19 protein-coding genes and 2 pseudogenes are annotated in these 19,444 nt (G+C 51.3%); 11 read left to right on the top strand and 10 right to left on the bottom strand.

The features are described 5' to 3' along the window. Positions 1–11 precede the first annotated feature (11 nt). Entirely contained in the window at positions 12–977 is a 966-nt protein-coding gene (gene ycjG / locus ACOTZC_RS05685) for an L-Ala-D/L-Glu epimerase (RefSeq protein ID WP_421635651.1), read from the top strand. On the opposite strand, the gene mpaA is transcribed toward ycjG, so the two are convergent. Further along, the gene (gene mpaA, locus ACOTZC_RS05680; RefSeq protein WP_421635650.1) at positions 968–1,681 is read right to left on the bottom strand and encodes a murein tripeptide amidase MpaA; all 714 of its coding nucleotides are present in this window, start codon (positions 1,679–1,681) and stop codon (positions 968–970) included. The two genes, ycjG and mpaA, sit on opposite strands and share 10 nt — an antisense overlap. Positions 1,682–1,866: 185 nt before the next feature. Here mpaA and ACOTZC_RS05675 point away from each other — a divergent pair, with 185 nt between their 5' ends. Continuing rightward, positions 1,867–3,483, top strand: a complete 1,617-nt coding sequence (locus ACOTZC_RS05675) for a peptide ABC transporter substrate-binding protein (RefSeq protein WP_421635649.1) — start codon at positions 1,867–1,869, stop codon at positions 3,481–3,483. Positions 3,484–3,573: 90 nt separating this feature from the next. Here the strand turns inward: ACOTZC_RS05675 and ACOTZC_RS05670 are convergent. The 4 genes and pseudogenes from ACOTZC_RS05670 to ACOTZC_RS05655 all read right to left on the bottom strand — a co-directional run bounded on the left by ACOTZC_RS05670 (position 3,574) and on the right by ACOTZC_RS05655 (position 8,025). After that, positions 3,574–4,138: pseudogene (locus ACOTZC_RS05670) on the bottom strand (DJ-1/PfpI family protein). A 217-nt stretch (positions 4,139–4,355) separates the two neighbouring features. After that, positions 4,356–4,496, bottom strand: coding sequence for an Ecr family regulatory small membrane protein (locus ACOTZC_RS05665; protein ID WP_032668497.1), 141 nt, complete (start codon positions 4,494–4,496; stop codon positions 4,356–4,358). A gap of 74 nt (positions 4,497–4,570) precedes the next feature. Continuing rightward, positions 4,571–5,803 (bottom strand): sensor domain-containing diguanylate cyclase, encoded by a 1,233-nt coding sequence (locus tag ACOTZC_RS05660; RefSeq protein WP_126304060.1) that lies wholly within the window; start codon positions 5,801–5,803, stop codon positions 4,571–4,573. 92 nt (positions 5,804–5,895) lie between these two features. After that, positions 5,896–8,025, bottom strand: coding sequence for a putative bifunctional diguanylate cyclase/phosphodiesterase (locus ACOTZC_RS05655; protein WP_047063563.1), 2,130 nt, complete (start codon positions 8,023–8,025; stop codon positions 5,896–5,898). Positions 8,026–8,481: 456 nt separating this feature from the next. Between ACOTZC_RS05655 and ACOTZC_RS05650 the strand changes: the two genes are divergently transcribed. The 4 genes from ACOTZC_RS05650 to dbpA all read left to right on the top strand — a co-directional run bounded on the left by ACOTZC_RS05650 (position 8,482) and on the right by dbpA (position 12,620). Next, positions 8,482–9,624, top strand: a complete 1,143-nt coding sequence (locus ACOTZC_RS05650; protein WP_045400104.1) for a methyl-accepting chemotaxis protein — start codon at positions 8,482–8,484, stop codon at positions 9,622–9,624. Between the two features lie 155 nt (positions 9,625–9,779). Then, a complete protein-coding gene (gene zntB, locus ACOTZC_RS05645; protein ID WP_023312017.1) occupies positions 9,780–10,763 on the top strand; it encodes a zinc transporter ZntB in 984 nt (327 codons plus the stop codon). 270 nt (positions 10,764–11,033) lie between these two features. Beyond that, a complete protein-coding gene (locus tag ACOTZC_RS05640; protein WP_419095316.1) occupies positions 11,034–11,219 on the top strand; it encodes a hypothetical protein in 186 nt (61 codons plus the stop codon). Positions 11,220–11,246: 27 nt separating this feature from the next. Continuing rightward, positions 11,247–12,620 (top strand): ATP-dependent RNA helicase DbpA, encoded by a 1,374-nt coding sequence (gene dbpA / locus ACOTZC_RS05635; protein WP_421635648.1) that lies wholly within the window; start codon positions 11,247–11,249, stop codon positions 12,618–12,620. Positions 12,621–12,661: 41 nt separating this feature from the next. Here the strand turns inward: dbpA and ttcA are convergent, their stop codons facing one another. Next, positions 12,662–13,597: a tRNA 2-thiocytidine(32) synthetase TtcA gene (gene ttcA, locus ACOTZC_RS05630; protein ID WP_045400097.1), complete on the bottom strand. Its 936-nt coding sequence runs from the start codon at positions 13,595–13,597 to the stop codon at positions 12,662–12,664. A 35-nt stretch (positions 13,598–13,632) separates the two neighbouring features. Next, positions 13,633–13,701, bottom strand: a pseudogene (locus ACOTZC_RS05625) (hypothetical protein); the annotation flags it as partial. A gap of 141 nt (positions 13,702–13,842) precedes the next feature. On the opposite strand from ACOTZC_RS05625, the gene ACOTZC_RS05620 reads away from it, so the two are divergent. Further along, a complete protein-coding gene (locus ACOTZC_RS05620; protein WP_126303410.1) occupies positions 13,843–14,163 on the top strand; it encodes a cupin domain-containing protein in 321 nt (106 codons plus the stop codon). A gap of 16 nt (positions 14,164–14,179) precedes the next feature. On the opposite strand, the gene ACOTZC_RS05615 is transcribed toward ACOTZC_RS05620, so the two are convergent. Together ACOTZC_RS05615 and ACOTZC_RS05610 are read right to left on the bottom strand one after the other, a co-directional pair. After that, positions 14,180–14,287, bottom strand: a complete 108-nt coding sequence (locus ACOTZC_RS05615; RefSeq protein ID WP_353511636.1) for a YnaM/YnfT family protein — start codon at positions 14,285–14,287, stop codon at positions 14,180–14,182. Between the two features lie 306 nt (positions 14,288–14,593). Further along, positions 14,594–14,821: a hypothetical protein gene (locus tag ACOTZC_RS05610; protein WP_047174835.1), complete on the bottom strand. Its 228-nt coding sequence runs from the start codon at positions 14,819–14,821 to the stop codon at positions 14,594–14,596. Positions 14,822–14,911: 90 nt separating this feature from the next. Between ACOTZC_RS05610 and ACOTZC_RS05605 the strand changes: the two genes are divergently transcribed. Beyond that, complete coding sequence (locus ACOTZC_RS05605) at positions 14,912–15,082, top strand: YnfU family zinc-binding protein (RefSeq protein ID WP_421635647.1); 171 nt, start codon at positions 14,912–14,914, stop codon at positions 15,080–15,082. A gap of 188 nt (positions 15,083–15,270) precedes the next feature. Here the strand turns inward: ACOTZC_RS05605 and ACOTZC_RS05600 are convergent, their stop codons facing one another. Further along, a complete protein-coding gene (locus tag ACOTZC_RS05600; protein WP_023312012.1) occupies positions 15,271–15,489 on the bottom strand; it encodes a cold shock domain-containing protein in 219 nt (72 codons plus the stop codon). 787 nt (positions 15,490–16,276) lie between these two features. Here ACOTZC_RS05600 and ACOTZC_RS05595 point away from each other — a divergent pair. The 3 genes from ACOTZC_RS05595 to ACOTZC_RS05585 all read left to right on the top strand — a co-directional run bounded on the left by ACOTZC_RS05595 (position 16,277) and on the right by ACOTZC_RS05585 (position 19,233). Continuing rightward, positions 16,277–17,800: an EAL domain-containing protein gene (locus ACOTZC_RS05595; RefSeq protein ID WP_045400091.1), complete on the top strand. Its 1,524-nt coding sequence runs from the start codon at positions 16,277–16,279 to the stop codon at positions 17,798–17,800. Positions 17,801–18,295: 495 nt separating this feature from the next. Then, the gene (locus tag ACOTZC_RS05590) at positions 18,296–18,640 is read left to right on the top strand and encodes a DUF1294 domain-containing protein (protein ID WP_213751261.1); all 345 of its coding nucleotides are present in this window, start codon (positions 18,296–18,298) and stop codon (positions 18,638–18,640) included. A gap of 143 nt (positions 18,641–18,783) precedes the next feature. Then, complete coding sequence (locus ACOTZC_RS05585) at positions 18,784–19,233, top strand: hypothetical protein (RefSeq protein ID WP_063408853.1); 450 nt, start codon at positions 18,784–18,786, stop codon at positions 19,231–19,233. Positions 19,234–19,444 lie beyond the last annotated feature (211 nt).

Genomic DNA, 19,444 nt, shown 5'->3' with positions numbered 1-19,444 from the left:
AGGAGTCAGTGATGAGAAGCGTTAAGGTCTTTGAAGAAGCCTGGCCATTGCATACCCCGTTTGTGATTTCCCGCGGCAGTCGAAGTGAAGCCAGCGTGGTCGTAGTCGAAATCGAAGAAGAGGGGTTTAAAGGCATTGGGGAATGTACGCCATACCCGCGCTATGGAGAAAGCCCTGCGTTGGTGATGGCGCATATCATGACCCTGGTACCAGAGCTGCAAAAAGGGCTCACGCGCGAGGCGTTACAGCAGCGTTTACCCGCCGGGGCAGCGCGTAATGCTATTGACTGTGCGCTCTGGAGCCTTGAGGCCGCCAGGCAGCAGCAATCGCTGACGTCCTTGCTGGGAGCGGCGCTGCCGGAGTCCGTCGTGACGGCGCAAACGGTCGTGATTGGTGAGCCGGAGCAGATGGCTGCCAGCGCAAAAGCGCTCTATGACGCCGGGGCCACGCTGTTAAAAGTGAAGCTCGACGATCGCCTGATCAGCGAGCGGATGGTCGCCATTCGCTCGGCGGTTCCCTCGGCCACGCTGATTGTTGACGCCAACGAGTCGTGGCATCCCGAGGGGCTTGCCGCCCGATGCCAGCTGCTGGCTGACCTGGGCGTGGCGATGCTGGAGCAGCCTCTGCCAGCGAAGGATGATGCGGCGCTGAAGAATTTTATCCATCCGCTGCCCGTCTGCGCGGATGAAAGCTGTCATACCCGCGAGAATTTGAGCGCGCTAAAGGGCTGCTATGAGATGGTCAATATCAAGCTCGACAAGACCGGCGGGCTGACAGAGGCGCTGGCCCTGGCGGCGGAAGCGCAGGCGCAGGGCTTTTCCCTGATGCTGGGATGCATGCTCTGCACATCCCGGGCGATCGGCGCGGCGCTGCCGCTGGTCAATCAGGTCCGTTTCGCCGATCTGGATGGCCCGACGTGGCTGGCGGTTGACGTTTCACCGGCGCTTAATTTTACCAGCGGCGTGCTTCATCTCTGAGGCTGCCAGCGCAGAAGCTCCATCATCGCGTTTAAGTATTTTTCGCTGGCTTCGTCGGAGGAAATCGGCGGGAATTCAGCGGTGATGCAGGGCAGGCTCAAATCGGCGCACCAGCTACCGAACGATCCGGGTGTTTCATAGCCCACGCTGGTGACGAGCGGCAGGGCGAAAGCCTGCGCCAGCCACGCGCCCAGGTCGGAGTGACGCGGATCTTCAATGCAGGCCAGCGGATCGTGGAAGGAGACAACCCATGCGGGGTGGATCTTATGGATAAGCTGGCACAGCGCCTGCGTTTCCGGCTCGGAGCCGGGCTTGTCTCCCGTCAGCAGCACCACGTCCCGCTCCTCGGCGGAGCTGTTCCAGCGATAAACCGTTTCGCCGGCGCGCCAGTTTGCCGCCGGGAAATTACGGTTCAGGTCGACTCCCCTCGCATTCGCCCGTAAACCAAGCTGACAGCCGTCCGGATTGACGGCAAGAATTACGTGGTGACGTCGCAATGAAGGCGTCAGCGTCCGCAGCGCGCAGGAAAGCGTGATGATGGACGAGTTCTCATCTCCGTGCGTGCCGGCAATGATCAAACCGCTGCTGCGATCGGCATCGGGCGCCGGGAACCAGATCAGCGATGCGCCTAAAAATGAGCGGCCATATTGCTCAGCGCCCGGCGGAAAGGCTCCGCGCTCCGCTCGTGGTCGGGTGATTGCCATACGAAATCCTGATAAAGAAGTCTCTACTGGCAGTGTTGTGCAAAACTCGCTGTTAATCAAATAGTTTCCGTAACGGTTGAGAATTGCCTCAAATCACTATTCCTGACGAAGATATTTGCATTTCTCTGTTTCGAAACAAATAATTACGCATCTGCTTGTTACCTGAATTCATCAAAGGGGATCTTATGAAGCATCCTGTTTCGCGTCTCTGCGCTGCACTGTACCTGTGCGGACTCTCTACACTCTCGTACGCGGCTGATGTGCCCCAGGGCACGGTACTGGCGCAAAAACAGGAGCTGGTCAGGCATATTAAAGACGAGCCTGCTTCGCTCGATCCGGCAAAAGCGGTAGGATTACCCGAGATTCAGGTGATTCGCGATCTTTTCGAAGGGCTGGTGAATCAGAACGAGAAAGGGGAGCTGACCCCGGGCGTGGCGACGCGCTGGCAGAGCAACGATAACCGTATCTGGACGTTTACCCTGCGCGAAAACGCGAAATGGTCAGACGGTACGCCCGTCACCGCGCAGGATTTTGTCTACAGCTGGCAGCGTCTGGTTGACCCGAAAACCACGTCTCCGTTTGCCTGGTTTGCGGCGCTGGCAGGCATCAACAACGCGCAGGCCATTATCGATGGCAAAGCGGCGCCAGATACCCTGGGCGTGACGGCGGTGGATGCCAGAACCTTACGCGTCCAGCTGGACAAACCGCTCCCGTGGTTTAGCAACCTGACGGCGAACTTCGCCTTCTATCCGGTGCAAAAAGCGAACGTTGAAAGCGGGAAAGAGTGGACGCGTCCGGGCGCCCTGGTGGGTAACGGCGCGTACGTCCTGAACGACCGCGTGGTGAATGAAAAACTGGTTGTCGTGCCGAATACGCACTACTGGGACAACGCGAAAACTGTCCTGCAAAAAGTGACTTTCATTCCGATTAATCAGGAATCGTCCGCCACTAAGCGCTATCTGGCGGGGGATATTGATATCACCGAATCGTTCCCGAAAAACATGTATCAGAAGCTCCTGAAGGACATTCCGGGACAGGTGTATACGCCGCCTCAGCTCGGAACCTATTACTACGCATTTAACACGCAAAAGGGCCCGACGGCCGATGCCCGGGTTCGTCTTGCGCTGAGCATGACTATCGATCGCCGCATTATGGCAGAAAAGGTATTAGGTACAGGCGAGAAGCCGGCCTGGCATTTCACCTCTGACGTGACGGCGGGTTTCACCCCAGAGCCTTCACCGTTCGAGCAGATGTCCCAGCAGGAGCTGAACGCTCAGGCGAAAACGTTGCTCCAGGCCGCAGGCTACGGTCCTCAGCGTCCGCTGAAGTTGACACTGTTGTATAACACCTCGGAAAACCACCAGAAAATCGCCATTGCGGTGGCGTCCATGTGGAAGAAAAATCTCGGTGTGGACGTCAAACTGCAAAACCAGGAGTGGAAAACCTATATCGACAGCCGTAATACCGGCAATTTTGACGTGATCCGCGCGTCATGGGTAGGCGATTACAACGAGCCGTCGACCTTCCTGTCCCTGCTGACCTCAACCCACAGCGGTAATATCTCGCGTTTCAATGACCCGGCCTACGATAAAATTATCCACCAGGCAGCGCTGGAAACCACGGCGAAAGCGCGTAATACGGACTACAACATGGCGGAGAAAATCCTCATGGAGAAAGCGCCTATCGCGCCCATTTACCAGTACACCAATGGTCGTCTGATTAAGCCCTGGGTGAAAGGCTACCCTATTAATAACCCGGAAGACGTGGCGTATAGCCGGACGATGTTTATTGAGAAGCACTGATGTTTTATGAGACCTGGCGCGGGAATGCGCCAGGTCTGCAATACGCGGTACGGTTTCATCCGCTATGCGTGGCCCAATGCCGGGTCTCTGTTATTCTAATAGCGCATTAAACTTCGCCAGCCACTGCGGATGCGCGGGCCAGGCGGGAGCCGTCACCAGGTTACCGTCTACATGGGCCTGATCGATGCCGATAGCGGCGTAGTGTCCGCCGCTGAGACTGACCTCAGGCGCGCAGGCCGGGTAGGCGCTACAGGTTCGTCCTTTCAGGATCCCCGCGGCAGCAAGCAGCTGTGGGCCGTGGCACACTGCGGCAATCGGCTTACGCGCGGCGTACAAATGCCTGTACCAGCTTTAGGACGTCCTCATTTAACCGCAGATACTCGGGGGCTCTCCCGCCGGGGATGAGCAGCGCGTCGTAGTCCTGCTCCTTTACGGCTGAAAAATCGGCGTTGAGGGTAAAGCGGTGACCGGGCTTTTCGCTGTAGGTCTGGGCGCCGTCAAAGTCATGGATTGCCGTCATGATGTAATCGCCTTTCGGTTTGTCAGGGCAGACCGCATCCACCTGATGGCCAATCATCTGCAACGCCTGAAAAGGCACCATGGTTTCGTAATCTTCGGCGTAATCGCCAACCAGCATCAGGATCTTCTTGCTCATCTTTCCTCACCTCTATCAATAAAGATGATTAAGATATAGCCTGGCGTGGCTGAATTGCCGGAAATAAAAAAGCCCGTCAGAGCACGGGCAACATAAGCAAATGAATAAGTGATTCGTTATCAACGTTGTTGGAGGATAACGCCGCGTATTTTACGCGGCTGTAAGGGAAGCAGATAGCTGACATATTCGGTAGGTGAAACAAGCGATTAAACGTGCGTTACGGTGCGTCAAAGGTCGGGTAAAGGCTATTTTCAAGAAATTCGACGAGATGCCAGATCTCACCGCTAAAAATAAACCAGAAGCCAAATATAATAAGGAGTAAAATAATTAAGGTGAGTATTATTTCTGTTTTTCCCATTGCGGCTTTTACCCACCTGACGCTAATTGATTCGAGGTGGGCATTGTAGCGGGGCTTTTCCGGATACTCCAGTTTCATGCCGCAAGCACTTTATTGCGTCCGTCATTTTTAGCGCGATACAGCGCATCGTCCACACGCTTAAACAGCTCGTCAATACTCTCTCCCTGATTGTGCCGCGCCACGCCAATGCTGACGGTAAACCGCGGCAGGCCCGGAATCGTAATGCGGGCAACGGCTGCGCGGACTGACTCGGCAATCTGCATCGCGGTATCGAGAGAGGTGCGGGGCAGCAGGATAACGAACTCTTCGCCTCCCCAGCGGAAGACCATATCGCCCTCCCGACTACAGGCTTCCAGCGTCCGGGAAAGGGCGATAAGCACCTCATCGCCTTTCAGATGGCCGAACAGGTCATTAATGTTTTTGAAATGGTCGGTATCCACCAGCAGCAGGCTAAATTGCTGCTGCGCGGGAAGTGTATTCAGGTTGCTTTGATCGGTAATCGCGTAGAACTGGCGCCGGTTGAGTAACCCCGTCATGGAGTCACGTAACGCCGCATGTTCCAGCTCCTGCTCCAGCCTTTTTTGCTCGGTGATATCGTGGATGATGCACAGCATCAGCTTGTCGCCGTAGATCTCAATGGGCCCGGCATACGTCTGAACGTGGCGGGTGGATCCATCGGCAAGGCGGTGAACAAAATTGAGCGGCTTATGACCACCGGGCAGCGCGGCAATCGCAGTCATAATGGGCATCACATCTCGCCCCAGCGTATTGATTTCCCAGGTATGCTTACTGCACATGTCATTATGTGAATAACCATAAAAATTGAGAGCGGCCAGATTCGCATCGACGATTTGACCGTCGCGGGCCGGATCGATTAACAGCATCGGGGCGCTGTTGGTCAGAAAAAAGCGCGCATAAAAACCCTGCTTTTTCCGCCGGTAGGTAGCGGAACGGCTGGCCTTCAATCCTGAGAGTATTTGCTGGGAGATGCCCTCGAAAACAATCACATCGCCCCAGGGCGCGTAGTGGGCAAGCGAGAGGCGACAGCTTAACGGCGTATCCTGTCCATCCCGGCTCGTTGTCCAGATTTCGACGATCTCCGGCTCTGTTTTCAGTTCAGATACATACATCGACAGGACGGTTTGCGCACTGGCAGAGTAGATCCCTTTGCGCAGGTCATCGAGCGTTTTATCCCCCATGATCTGCGTTGCTGCCACATTCGCAAAAACGATCTTTTCCGACACGGGTGAAACGAGCCACACGGGTGTTTTAATTACATTCAACGCATCAAAACAAGGTTGCGACATAGGCGTTTCCTGTTCATCGACAACATGTGCCTGACAATCATGACAGAATTGACTCGCGTGTACTCCCTTGAAACATACTCCACTTAACCCCGTCAGGCATGATTTTTTTGAGAAATAAATGCGGGGTCCGTTTGAATTTTATTAATGGGTATAATCTGTTTGTCTGAGTTTATCTGCAGCAGTAGCCACGGTACCTGCTCGGCAGGTAAGGGTCGGGAGAAAAGGTAACCCTGCAGGTAATCGCAGCCGAGACGGGTGAGAACCGCCTGCTGTTCTTCCGTCTCGATCCCTTCTGCCACCACATTCATCTCCATGGTCCGGGCGATACTGATAATGGTTTCAACCAGCTTGTAGCTTTTTTCATTTTCCAGCATCGACGTGACAAAGCTTCTGTCGATCTTGAGCTCTTTTGCCGGAAGCACGCTCAGCATCAGAAGGTTGGAATAGCCTGTACCAAAATCATCAATCGAGACAACGATCCCCGCGTGATTAAACGCATTGAGCAACTCAATGCTGCGGTCGAGATTTTTAAGCGCGGTGCTTTCCGTTACCTCCAGGATCAGCCGGGACGGAGACAGGCTATATTTTTCCAGCATCGACGAAACGATCTGGAAAATATCCGGCTGTTCAAACTGGATGGGGGATAGGTTGAGCGACAGCGTCCACTGGCTGAAACCTTGCTCAGTCCAGAAATGAAGCTGTCGGCATGCCGCTTCAATGGCCCAGTTACCTACCGGAATAATTAAACCCGTTTGCTCCAGGGAGGGGATAAACAGATTAGGCAGTACAACCCCTTGCTCAGGATGCCGCCAGCGCAGAAGGGCTTCAAAACCGTGAATGGTTTTATCTCCCGCATGCCAGGTTGGCTGGTACCACAGCTCAAACTGATCGCGTTCAAGCGCCTGCGAAAGCTCCTGCAGGAAACCGGGTTTCGCCGGGATCGCCGTTGACATCTCGGCCCGGTAAATCGCCCAGCCGTTGCGGCCCTCTTCTTTGACGCGATTTAGGGCTGCATCCGCCTTGAGCTTCAGCTCGTGCAGCGTTTCGCCATCCTGAGGGTAAAGGCTGACGCCCGCACTGATCGTTGTGCTTAGCGTGTGCCCACAGACAGACAGAGGGCGTCGCACGTCTTCAAGCAGCGCGGTGACCAGGGCGTTGAGCCTGTCGTCGTCACATTCCGGCACCAGCAGGATAAAGGCGTCGCCTCCCAGCCTTGCCAGGGTCATCTCACGCGTGAGCCGGGCCGTGATGCGCTGCGCGACCGCGATCAATAACTCATCACCGACGCTGTGACCCCACGTATCGTTAACGCGTTTGAAGTGATCGACGTTCAGGAAAATAACCGCAAAGGGCTTTTTGCTCAGCAGCGCGCTGCGCAGACAGTCCTGCATGCGGAGATCCATCTGGTGGCGGTTTGCGAGCCCGGTGAGCGCGTCAAACCGCGCCTGTAGCTCAAGCTGGCGGTTGAGCTGATGCAGATTATCCGTCAGCCGGCTGGTGCGCCGGTGGGAATCGATAAGTGAGATGATTAACATCACCCCGAGCAGGCAGAGCGTGGTGACTGAAACCCAGATGGATAACCCCAGCTCGCCGATCCCGCCCGGGAGGGTATGCGCCATTTCCTGAAACTGCGCGGCACTCATGCCGGTATAGTGCATCGCACAAATCGCGGCAGCCATGACGAAAGCCGCGATAATGCGATCGATAAAAACGCCTTTGCGTTTATCCCGCAGACGAAAAGCCAGCCACAGCGCCGTGCCGGAGGCAACAACGGCAATAACCACGGACAACCCCACGAGGCGGCTATCCCAGATGATGCTGCCATCCAGCATCAGGGCCGCCATACCGATGTAGTGCATCGACACCACGCCAGCGCTCAGGATCGCCGTGGCAAAGATCAGTCGAAAGGGAGAAAGTTTTTTGCCCGCGACGGCAATATTAAGTGCCGTGGCCGATGCAACCACCGCGACGCCCAGTGACGCAAGGGTTAACCAGAGGTCGTAGCTCATCATCATGGGCATTTGCATCGACAGCATGCCGATAAAGTGCATCGACCAAATGCCAATGCCCAGCGTGACCCCGCCGGCAATACGCCAGAAGAGGGCAGCCGTTCGGCTGGAGAGGGGGATCTTTCCGGCGCTGTCCAGCGCCACAAAGGAGGCGATAAACGCCACCAGATAAGAGATAGCGATTAACACAGGGTCCCACGATATATTGAGCATTATGCAGTCCCACGCCTGAGAGGGTTACCGATTTCGCCTGCCGGGTACATCTTTATCGGGCAACGAACATGCGCATTTAAACCATATTAGTTATTTATCGTGAAAAATGACCAGTCATATTAATACTCTAAAACTTATTAAGAATATAAAATATATTCTCTTGTTAATATATTAAGCATTGCTAAACAAGAACGAATAACAGTAGCAAAGCTCCTTAAATAGGAAGGCGATCGTATCGTCTTACCGCGGGCGATACTATCGCTTAAGATGGCGGGAAACCAGTATCACAGCATGCTGAGCAAAACATTTTCACTAATACGCTTTTTTTATCTGACTTAAGACAAATCTCAGGATGCTAACGGCGAAACAAAAAACAAGCGTTGTTTGCGATGAAAAACTTCCGGGCCAATGCTATAAGTCTAAGTGCCGACCAAAATATAAAACGTGGGTATTATCATGCTAAAAAATATTAGTGTCAGGACCTTTATTATCGGGTTCCTTTTCTCTCTTTTTTTGGTAAGTGCGGGTGTCGTTGTTCTATTTTCCAGCAATACGTCTCTCTTTATTTCGCTTAATGTCATCAATTTCGTTGCGCTATTTTTGCTCTGGGTCTATATGACGAAGTATCTTGTGACGCCGATCAATACGGTGAAGAGGAGTATTGAGGAGGTGACCGCAGGTAACCTTGGCGTATCTATCCCTGAATTTGGCAATAACTGCGCGGGACGACTCATCCCCGGTATAAACAGCCTTTCCGGCAATATTGCGACGCTGGTGCGGGAGATCAGGGCATCATCGCAAACTGCTATGACCTTATCGGACCAACTCTCGGCACGTAGCGCTCAGCTATCGGTTAAAACCGAGCAGCAGTCTGCGTCTTTGGTGCAAACCGCAGCCAGCATGGAGCAAATGGCCGCGAGCACCAAAAACAATGCCGATAACACCCGCCTGGCGAGCGAGCAGGCAAATGTGGCGACGTTACAGGCGCGCAAGGGCGGTGAGCTCATGGGGCAGGTCGCCAGCAATATGCAGTCCATTACCGAATGCGCGCAGCAGATGACGGAGATTATTTCGTTGATTGACGGCATTGCGTTCCAGACGAATATCCTGGCGCTCAACGCGGCCGTTGAGGCGGCAAGGGCGGGCGATCATGGAAAGGGTTTCTCTGTCGTCGCGGAAGAGGTAAGAAACCTGGCACACCGCAGCGCGGAGGCCGCGAAGAATATCAAAACGCTGATTGAAGTCACCAGCAGTAACGTCACGCAGGGAGCCAGCGTTGTGTCACAGGCAGAGAAAAATATGCATGAAATCGTGACGGGCTCGGGGAATGTCAGCCGCTTAATGGACGAAATTTCCGCGTCAACGTCAGAGCAGGAGAAAGGTATTTCTCAGATTACCCTGGCGCTATCGGAGCTGGAGCGGGTCACGCAAAGTAACGTGGCAATGGCAGAGGAGCTCAATGGTTCCTCGGACGTACTTCGTAATCAGGTGATTGAGCTGCAGACCCGAACGCGTAATTTCAGACTTGACCAGGGCTCTCCTTACTTATTATCAGGCGGCTCGCCATCCTTCCTTCAGCGGCCAGAACACTCTCTCTGACAGTACCGTAAAGCCTGGCATGCCAGGCTTTATTAATGCCACCGGCCAGAATGTACAATTCCTGAGCGATTTCAGCGCGATGGGATACATAGTTGTTGCTTAACACCTGATGAAAGCTAGACTGACACCGAAAGAGGTAAAAAGGTGGAGGCGCTGTGGAAAGCATTAAAGGATCTGAACTAAACGTTCCAGACGCAGTTTTTGCGTGGGTGCTGGATGGCCGCGGCGGTGCGCGACCGCTGGAAGATAATGATGCGATCGATAGTGCGCATCCCTGCTGGCTACATCTGAACTACACCCACCCGGACAGCGCTGACTGGCTGGCCTCGACGCCGCTGTTGCCCAATAACGTGCGCGATGCCCTGGCGGGTGAAAGCCTGCGGCCCCGCGTGAGCCGAATGGGTGACGGGACGCTAATCACCCTGCGCTGCATTAACGGCAGCACGGATGAACGCCCGGATCAGCTGGTTGCGATGCGTGTCTACATGGACGACGGGCTCATTGTGTCGACCCGGCAGCGAAAAGTTCTGGCGCTGGATGACATCGTCAACGATCTGAAAGAAGGTACCGGGCCGGTCGACTGCGGCAGCTGGCTGGTGGACGTCTGTGACGCCCTAACCGATCATGCGAGTGAATTTATTGAAGAGCTGCACGACAAAATCATCGACCTGGAAGATAACCTGCTCGATCAGCAGATCCCGCCCCGCGGTTTTCTGGCCTTATTGCGTAAGCAGTTGATTGTGATGCGCCGCTACATGACGCCGCAGCGCGACGTGTATGCGCGTCTTGCCAGCGAAAGGCTCGCCTGGATGAATGACGATCAGCGGCGCAGAATGCAGGATATTGCCGACAGGCTGGGGCGCGGGCTGGACGAGATTGATTCCTGTATTGCCAGAACGGCGGTGATGGCGGACGAAATCGCGCAGGTGATGCAGGAGTCGCTGGCGAGAAGAACCTATACGATGTCTCTGATGGCGATGGTGTTTTTACCCAGCACGTTTCTTACCGGGCTGTTTGGCGTGAACCTGGGGGGAATTCCGGGTGGCGCTTATCGCTACGGCTTTACCGCGTTTTGCGTGATGTTAGTTGTTTTGATTGGTGGTGTTGCATGGTGGTTGCATCGTAGTAAATGGCTGTAAATTTACGCTTTTTTCAGCTTTTAACGGGATCAAAACGCTCTTTTAATTGAGCGAAGTCAATAAACAGCTACCCCGTAAGGTGCAATATGACTCCCGCAGGTGAATGCAACGTCAAGCGATGGGCGTTGCGCTCCATATTGTCTTACTTCCTTTTTTGAATTACTGCATAGCACAATTGATTCGTACGACGCCGACTTCATAGTCGGCTTTTTTTTGCCTCCTGATTTTCAGCGTCTACCCTAAAAGGGACGACAGCAAATTCTGGAGGGAATGATGAGCATCCTGAACGCTCTGCTACTGCAACAATCGCGTCAATCCGATCCCGTCCCCACCGATCCGGTGCCAATGCCCGATCCCATCCCGCGTCCGCAGCCGATGCCCGACCCGCCGCCAGATCAAGAACCGATTAAATTGTCGCATCGAACCGCGAGATCTGCGAGGATACGCGCCATCTGACCGCAAAGATGACCACGAGAGACTACTGTGACCGCTTTTTCTACCCTGAATGTTCTGCCCGCCGCCCAGCTCGATAACCTCAACGAGTTGGGTTACCTCACGATGACGCCTGTTCAGGCGTCCGCGTTGCCCGCCATCCTTGAGGGCCGTGACGTGCGCGTGCAGGCGAAAACGGGCAGCGGGAAAACGGCGGCATTCGGCCTTGGCCTGTTGCAGCATATCGATGCGGCGCTTTTTCAGACCCAGTCTCTGGTGCTGTGCCCGACCCGCGAACTGGCGGACCAGGTCGCGGGTGAACTGCGTCGCCTGGCGCGTTTCCTGCCAAACACCAAGATTTTAACCCTCTGTGGCGGACAGCCGTTCGGCGCGCAGCGTGATTCACTTCAGCATGCGCCGCACATTATTGTCGCAACGCCCGGCCGCCTGCTGGATCACCTGCAAAAAGGCACCGTCTCGCTGGATGCGTTACAAACGCTGGTGATGGACGAGGCAGACAGGATGCTGGATATGGGCTTCAGCGATGCGATTGACGAGGTGATCCGTTTCGCCCCGGCCGATCGTCAAACGCTGCTGTTCTCCGCGACCTGGCCGGAGGCCATCGCCGCCATCAGCGGGCGCGTGCAGAAAAATCCGCTCACCATTGAAATCGACAGCGTAGACGCGCTGCCCGCTATCGAGCAGCAGTTCTTTGAAACCTCGCAGCAGGGGAAAATTTCGCTCCTGCAGAAACTGCTGAGCCAGCATCAGCCTGCGTCCTGCGTGGTGTTCTGTAATACCAAAAAAGACTGTCAGTCGGTCTGTGACGCCCTGAATGCTGCCGGCCAGAGCGCATTGTCTCTGCATGGCGATCTGGAGCAGCGCGATCGCGATCAGACGCTGATCCGCTTCGCTAACGGCAGCGCCCGCGTTCTTGTCGCAACCGACGTCGCTGCGCGCGGTCTGGACATTAAATCCCTTGAGCTGGTGGTGAACTTTGAGCTGGCGTGGGACCCTGAAGTGCACGTGCACCGTATTGGCCGTACCGCGCGCGCGGGAAACAGCGGTCTGGCGATCAGCTTCTGCGCACCGGAAGAGGCTCAGCGCGCCAATATTCTCTCTGAGATGCTGCAGATTAAGCTGAACTGGATGAATGCACCGGCCAGCGCCAGCATTGTGCCGCTGGAGGCTGAAATGGCGACGCTGTGCATTGATGGCGGTAAAAAAGCCAAGATGCGTCCAGGTGACGTATTAGGGGCACTGACCGGAGATGTGGGGCTGGACGGGGCGGATATCGGCAAGATTGCGGTCCATCCGGCGCATGTCTACGTAGCGGTTCGCCATGCGGTTGCCCATAAGGCATGGAAGCAGCTGCAAAACGGGAAAATTAAGGGTAAAACCTGTCGCGTACGTCTGCTGAAATAAAGAATGAAGCGTCTCAGAAGGTGTTCTGAGACGCTAATCGCTTACTTCACTTCAAGCACGTTCAGACGCAGCTCTTCAAACTGATTGTCATCTTCTTCCGGCTGCCAGCCCGCTGGCTGCATGGGAATATCTTCCCGATCAAACGCCAGGTCCCCGCCGTTCACAATTTCTGACTCGTGGTTGATGCCTTTAAAGTCGAACAGCTCCACATCCGCGAGATGGGAAGGGACGACGTTCTGCATCGCGCTGAACATGGTTTCGATACGACCCGGATAACGCTTATCCCAGTCGCGCAGCATGTCGCCAATTACCTGACGCTGCAGGTTCGGCTGAGAACCGCACAGGTTACATGGAATGATCGGGAAACCTTTAGCCTGAGAAAAACGCTCAATGTCTTTTTCGCGGCAGTAGGCGAGAGGGCGGATCACAATGTGCTTGCCGTCATCGCTCATCAGCTTAGGCGGCATGCCTTTCATCTTGCCACCGTAGAACATGTTGAGGAACAGCGTTTGCAGGATATCGTCGCGGTGATGGCCCAGCGCAATTTTGGTCGCGCCCAGCTCCGTCGCGGTACGATACAAAATGCCGCGGCGCAGGCGAGAGCAGAGTGAGCAGGTGGTTTTCCCTTCCGGGATTTTCTCTTTCACAATACCGTAGGTATTTTCTTCGACGATTTTATACTCAACGCCCAGCTTCTCGAGGTATTCCGGCAGAATGTGCTCCGGGAAGCCCGGCTGTTTCTGGTCAAGGTTGACCGCCACCAGGGAAAATTTCACCGGTGCGCTTTGCTGAAGATTACGCAGGATCTCCAGCATGGTATAGCTGTCTTTACCCCCTGACAGGCAGACCATGATGCGGTCACCTTCTTCAATCATGTTGAAGTCTGCAATGGCTTCGCCCACGTTACGGCGCAGTCGCTTTTGCAGTTTATTCAGGTTGTATTGCTCTTTTTTGTTAATCTCTTGATTCTCTTGCATTTAGTACTACCTTCGGAGCCAGCAGGGGCAAACATTGTATGCCGCGTATGGTACGGATTCCGGCGGCGAATGCCAGCACGTTTTACTGCGGGGTTATAACTGGCGCAGCAACGCCGTTAGCGTGCGGTGTGATTTAAGGACCTCATATAGCATTTTACTCGTGTTAGTTTTCCATATTTGTTATATGACCGAGGGGAACTTATATGGCATAAGAGCGTTAAATGAACATAAAAAGGAATGACTTTATGTCGCTTTATGACCTCAAAACAGAAGCACTTGCCTTACCGGAGACCTGGCACTCTCGTGTATTGGGCCGCATTGGAACTGCAAATCTTAAAGTTTTACAAATGGATGAACGCTCAGTGATTGAAGAGGTACATGAGTATGACGAGGGGTTACTGGTCATTGATGGACGTCTGGAGCTGGGCGTGAAAGGTAAAAAAATCTCTGTAACGGCTGGACAGCTCTATATCGCTAAAGCTGGCACTCCCCATACTGTAGAAACAGGCAGTTTTGGTACACTGGTTATCATTGATTTACCAGAAACGGAAGTGGCCTCGCTTTAAGCGGCTTGCGATAAGGTCACAGATTGTCAGGATTGTTCGATGTGCTAATCCAAACTTTAATCAGACTCAACGTTATCAATCCCATCACAACGGCAACAGTGGTTACTACAATATAAGATGTCATAAAATAATCTTTTCTGGTAAGGGTCTTCATTTGACTCATTTCTTTTGCATTAGTTCCTGCAAAAAGCAAAATCTTAATGAAAAGAAGTGTCGAGTTTTAGTCAGTATTGTTTAAATAAAGATGAGAGGGTTATATTTGCAGGTTTTATAAAAAAACGCCTGCATTTAGCAGGCTTTAATAGTAAGGCATTTTTGTTTTTTTAATTCAATAGATAAAGCCTAAAAACGCTCACTGAAAATACTGGTGATTTTACTGAGGTTTTATCTTTCCTTTTGTGAAGTACAGAGAACAAGCCGGAAATGCTGATTACAAATGGATTTTTGCGGCATCAAGTATCTTCTGAGAGGTGAGTTCTCTATCAGAGGCAACGTATACAAAGTTGCGATCGCCGGTTAAAGACGGGAAACCGGCAGACATAATCTGAAGGTGTATTTCTTCACCGTCCGGATATTCTTGTCTTACGGACGTAGTTGCTTGTTGCACTGTGACAACTTTACCTGGTTTCCCATTGAAAAAAACGATTACATTCTTCATAAACCACCCTGTGTTTTTGAGATCTTTCCAAAACTAAAGCAAGCATTGTTTAGCTTTAAAGTGTATGGTGGCAGTCCGTAAAATCAGGAGATGCCTATGTCTGGACGTAAAAAAACACAATCCCATCGAAATCATTTAGTCAAATGTTCATGCCCAAATTGCTCTAAAGATTCAGAGCATAGTTTTAATCGCGTGCAAAAGGGCGCTCAACTTGTCTGCCCGTACTGCCACATTTTGTTTAAATCTACCCAACGATTCTAAACCAAAGTTGTTGACAAAATGAGTTAACTTTGAGTTTTAGACCATTCATGCAGCAGTTCTGCACTTCATCACATTGGTGAGCGTACTCGTTAAGAAAATATGCTGACTGTTGCTATCAATAACAGTCATATAATCCAGGGCCCGTTTACTCAGGAAACCTTGTTGGTAATCACGGGCCATTGATAAACTTATCTATCTAAAAGAATTACATTTGCAGCAGAAGGGCCTTTATCGCCGCTTAGAATCGCAAATTCGACTTTCTGACCTTCAAATAGTGTATTAAACCTTTCTCCCTGCAGGGCAGAGAAACGAACAAGAACATCTTTACTGCCATCAAGGGGGGAGATAAAGCCAAAGCCTTTATCTTCATTAAACCACTTAACCAGACCTTGAATTCGTGAAGGCATAAATACTCCTTTAAAGACACTTTAAATGATAAGAAATGACTAAAACGTATGGACTCAAAAGGAGGGGATATCAGCGATAGCGCCTGGTTATGAGGACTGCGTGGTAAAATATTGTATTCGGTATTACATCGAACCAACTTAATCATTAAGGCACGGACTGAGTTGATAAGCAAACGTTATTTTAGCCATCCAGATGGCTTTCGCGGCGCATTTCCGGTCACGTTGAATCTGCTGTCAATTTTCGATAAAAAGTCGTCGGCTTGATGTTCGCCTCTGCGAGTCCGGGGCCGGAAAAAGGGTTGTGCGCATTGATCTTGTGAATATATTTGGATTAGGCTATGTATGTTCAGCACCACGCTTTTTCTTAAAATTTTATCCCATTGGAAGGGTTTAACGTGTTCAAGCTTAGCTCATCTCTACTGGCTATTTTCCTGCTGTCAGGCTGTAGCTCCGATCTGGTTCTCATTCCACCTAAACAACCCGAATACAAGTCAATGCCTGAAATAACCCAGTCTGTGACGCCAACGCAACAGCGTGCAATCATGGCCGGCGAGCGGCCAGACTGGTCAGAAAGAACCCCGATCAATACAATAAAGCGATATTAATAGACACTTATCCACCAGGGCTGCCGTTCGGCGGCCTTTTGTTTCCCCTCAATCTGGTTAGCGAGAACATTTCTGACACCTGACATGGTAATTATTACGTTATCGACCATGCTTAAGACAATGACAATTCAATCACTTCAGCATCGTTGAAGCGGCTACTTCACTTAAATCGAGAACCCTAAATGCGCCATGCATCTATCCCCGTAGCTGCAGCCACGACAATGTTTTTGCTCGGCGTTTTTATCATTAATTTACAGGTCTGGTATTCTGCACGGGCTGATAGCCTGGCAGAGGCGCACTACGTCGTGCGGAACATGAATGTGATTCTTAAAGAAGCTCGTCATGCGACTGAGATGGCAATGCAACTTGCCGAGAATGAGTGTGATGCTGAAGGGCAATATCGGCTGGGCACCGAGGCGGCATTACAGCCTCACCTGAGAACGATCGTTATTCTGAAAAATGATGCGGTCTGGTGCTCCTCGTTACCGGGAAACCGCGTATTGTTGGTCAACAGCTCAATCCTGCCTGAGTCATCACTGCTCCTCGTCCCTTCGGCCAGTACCGTCAACGGTCTTCCGGTTCTCTTATACCAGACAATTCACGCCGGAAGCCGAATCATCGTTAGCATCAGCGATAGCCATATCCGTGATGCGCTGGATATGCCATTAAATGGCGTTGAATATTCCCTGAGAGTAGGCAATAACCTTTTAGGCCTGACAGGCGATGTTACGACGGCAGACCCTACGAAGAAACAGGTATTAACGGTAAAAGCCTCTGGTTATCCATTCTCGGTTCAATTTAACTCTCCACCTCTTTTTAGCCTTAAGAGATTATTCAATCGAGCCGGAGGCGTGGTGCTATTCCTGCTGATAATATCGTCTCTCTCTGCTTATATTCTTCAACGCTATATTTCTAAGGATGTCTCACCCGAAGAGTCACTGCGCATCGCCATTTACAGAAATGAAATTATTCCGTATTACCAACCCGTTGTGAGCGGCAAAGAGGGAACCTTACGGGGTGTGGAAGTGCTGGCCAGATGGAAGCATCCTCAATCAGGGTTTATTTCTCCCGCATCCTTCATTCCTCTTGCTGAGAAATCCGGTTTAATTATTCCTTTGACTCAGAGCTTAATGAGGCAGGTTGCAATACACATGAATGCTATTGCGACATTGCTGCCTGAAGGGTTTCACGTAGGGATTAACTTCAGCGCTTCTCATATCGTTGCGTCCACCTTTGTTGAAGAGTGTCTCCACTACAAGCGCAGCTTTACTCAACAGGATCTTAACCTTGTCGTTGAAGTGACGGAGCGTGAACCACTCGACATTGATGCACATCTCGTTAATACATTGAATGAGTTACATAACAATGGATTTGCCATTGCGCTGGATGACTTTGGTACGGGTTATTCCGGCTTGTCCTATCTGCAGGATCTGCATATTGATTACATTAAAATCGACCAGAGCTTTGTTGCCAGGGTTAACGCGAATGAGGACTCAACGCTAATCCTTGATTCGGTACTGGAGTTGGCCAAAAAACTCTCAATTAGCATCGTGGCGGAAGGCGTTGAAACAGAAGAGCAGCTCGATTACCTCACACGCAATCACATCCGGTTTTTACAGGGGTATTTCTTTTACAAACCTCTTCCTTTCAAGGAACTGGTCAAAGTTCTCTTGTCGAAGCCAAAAGTTAAGATCAGGGTGGAATAATGTTTGTTTAGTTGTTTCTGAGAAAATAAAAAGGGGGGACATCATCCCCCAAAAAATGTAGAGCATTATTGCTTTAACCACGGCAATATTTTGTTATGCATTGACCGAATGGTCAAATTAATTGTTTTCAACATTGTTTTTGAAAATATGAAGCGGATGGGCGAACTTGAATATTAGCTGCCTAACGTTTAATTTGATTCTAATCAATATTGTCGCACCCCTCTTTAGATTAATGGATGCAATACTTGTTGTTTTGTTAAAACAATGCGCTTACGCTGTGTTTTCGACGTAAGATGTTTCAGGTTAATTTTTTAAGAAAAAAATGCTGGCCGCTAAAGCAAAATGAAATAATGCTTACTTATTACCGCTGTTTAAATGTTAACCAGTAAAGGCCCGGGGCGCAGTTTGCTTTTAGAATAGCCGTCTCACTCTGAGATTTTCGTCAGCTAGCGTATAATGCGTTATCCAAACTGTAAACACCCCGTGACTGGTGCTATGACCCTTAATCGCTTTTGTTATTTACTTCTGATTTTCGCTGCGATCGGCAGCCTTCTTACCACCCATCCTCTGTTCATGTGGTTTCTGGCGATCAACGCGATGACGTTGGTCATGTATGGCGCCGATAAAATGGCGGCGCGGAAGGGGATGCGCAGGGTTCCGGAAGCGACATTGCTGGTATTTGGCGTGACGGGTGGCTGGCCTGGCGCCATTGTCGGCCAACAGCTCTTTCGCCATAAAACCCAAAAGCAGCCCTTCAAAAGCTACTTTTTCATCAGCGTCGTCGTCAGCATCGCCATGATGGCGGCCGTTTATCATTTTTCTTCTTATTCTCTTTTATGAGCGTTGGCAGGGACCGTTGACGGTAAGGCATATCTTTAATTCATTCCTTCATCACTGCCAATAGTAGTAGGACTATTCTTAAGTGGTTGCTGTTTTTTGCACAATCTGAATAATACGTGCAACAACACGGACGACAACATCCCATGAAAATAGAATCTCTTATCCTTGCAGTGCTGGTGCTCTTTTCTGCGCCTTCCTGGTCTGCTTTTCAGGAGCGGGAATATAATACCTGGTATATAAAAAATGCGGTCCTTTATGATATGACACAGACATCGGAAGGTTTCCCTGTCATGGTGAGCGTCTCCCAGCCAGGGAGAAAATCCGCTAATTTACTGGTGTCATATATTACTGAAGGCCGCTGTGGTGAGAATAATCTGCCGCTTAATGTGAACGGTAAAGTACTGCCCGCCAAATATTATTGTGTTCAGGTAGGACAGAACAGAATTGAACATTTTTCAGTGGTGGACGCGGAAAGCGTCAATGGCATGGTGATGCACCTGAGATCTGATTTCACTATTCTCCTGCAAAACGATATCAAAATTTGGGCGGCAAATATCAAAACACCAAAATACGGACTGGCGCCGAGATTCTAACTATGAAATGCCTGTATTACGACAGGCATTTTTTTAGGATGTAACGCAATCATTTTTAAGTTAATAGTTGTAATGCATTACTATTAAATATTAAAGGTAAGTGGCCTTGGTTTTTTACGTATTTAAACGGACTGTATGCTAAACGGTACAAAACTGTATAAATAATCCTTTCTGACGTTATGGATAAAGCTCATTACCAGACTTACGCTTG

The sequence above is a fragment of the Enterobacter cloacae complex sp. SHL009 genome, from assembly GCF_049237205.1.
Taxonomy (GTDB): domain Bacteria; phylum Pseudomonadota; class Gammaproteobacteria; order Enterobacterales; family Enterobacteriaceae; genus Enterobacter; species Enterobacter cloacae_M.
This window is presented reverse-complemented; position numbering and strand designations above follow the sequence as displayed.

Bases quoted from the DNA above. Each gene is read 5' to 3' on its own strand.
- ACOTZC_RS05605 (WP_421635647.1), top strand. From the start codon at position 14,912: ATGCCTATGTCTGGACGTAAAAAAACACAATCCCATCGAAATCATTTA.
- ACOTZC_RS05585 (WP_063408853.1), top strand. From the start codon at position 18,784: ATGAAAATAGAATCTCTTATCCTTGCAGTGCTGGTGCTCTTTTCTGCG.
- ACOTZC_RS05665 (WP_032668497.1), bottom strand. From the start codon at position 4,496: ATGGGAAAAACAGAAATAATACTCACCTTAATTATTTTACTCCTTATT.
- ACOTZC_RS05620 (WP_126303410.1), top strand. From the start codon at position 13,843: ATGTCGCTTTATGACCTCAAAACAGAAGCACTTGCCTTACCGGAGACC.
- ACOTZC_RS05610 (WP_047174835.1), bottom strand. From the start codon at position 14,821: ATGAAGAATGTAATCGTTTTTTTCAATGGGAAACCAGGTAAAGTTGTC.
- ACOTZC_RS05600 (WP_023312012.1), bottom strand. From the start codon at position 15,489: ATGCCTTCACGAATTCAAGGTCTGGTTAAGTGGTTTAATGAAGATAAA.
- ttcA (WP_045400097.1), bottom strand. From the start codon at position 13,597: ATGCAAGAGAATCAAGAGATTAACAAAAAAGAGCAATACAACCTGAAT.
- ACOTZC_RS05640 (WP_419095316.1), top strand. From the start codon at position 11,034: ATGATGAGCATCCTGAACGCTCTGCTACTGCAACAATCGCGTCAATCC.
- ACOTZC_RS05675 (WP_421635649.1), top strand. From the start codon at position 1,867: ATGAAGCATCCTGTTTCGCGTCTCTGCGCTGCACTGTACCTGTGCGGA.
- ACOTZC_RS05650 (WP_045400104.1), top strand. From the start codon at position 8,482: ATGCTAAAAAATATTAGTGTCAGGACCTTTATTATCGGGTTCCTTTTC.
- ACOTZC_RS05615 (WP_353511636.1), bottom strand. From the start codon at position 14,287: ATGACATCTTATATTGTAGTAACCACTGTTGCCGTTGTGATGGGATTG.
- ACOTZC_RS05660 (WP_126304060.1), bottom strand. From the start codon at position 5,803: ATGTCGCAACCTTGTTTTGATGCGTTGAATGTAATTAAAACACCCGTG.
- ycjG (WP_421635651.1), top strand. From the start codon at position 12: ATGAGAAGCGTTAAGGTCTTTGAAGAAGCCTGGCCATTGCATACCCCG.
- ACOTZC_RS05590 (WP_213751261.1), top strand. From the start codon at position 18,296: ATGACCCTTAATCGCTTTTGTTATTTACTTCTGATTTTCGCTGCGATC.
- ACOTZC_RS05655 (WP_047063563.1), bottom strand. From the start codon at position 8,025: ATGCTCAATATATCGTGGGACCCTGTGTTAATCGCTATCTCTTATCTG.
- ACOTZC_RS05595 (WP_045400091.1), top strand. From the start codon at position 16,277: ATGCGCCATGCATCTATCCCCGTAGCTGCAGCCACGACAATGTTTTTG.
- mpaA (WP_421635650.1), bottom strand. From the start codon at position 1,681: ATGGCAATCACCCGACCACGAGCGGAGCGCGGAGCCTTTCCGCCGGGC.